Annotated in this window: 1 protein-coding gene; it reads left to right on the top strand. The window is 48.7% G+C overall.

Annotated elements, in window-relative coordinates:
- Positions 1-224, top strand: a 224-nt coding sequence (gene queF / locus ACTHSP_RS24290) for a preQ(1) synthase (protein WP_440347254.1), incomplete at both ends; no start/stop codon positions are given.

Raw genomic sequence — 224 nt, 5'->3', positions numbered from 1 at the left:
AAATTCGTCTGCCCCGAGTTCACCAGCCTCTGCCCGATGACCGGCCAGCCCGACTTTGCCACCATCTACATCCGCTATATTCCCCATATTAAAATGGTGGAAAGCAAATCACTGAAACTCTATCTCTTCAGCTTCCGCAACCACGGTGACTTCCATGAAGACTGCGTCAACATCATCATGAAAGACCTCATCGCCCTGATGGATCCGAAATACATCGAAGTATT

The organism is Neisseria sp. P0001.S005, from assembly GCF_051963715.1.
This window is presented reverse-complemented; position numbering and strand designations above follow the sequence as displayed.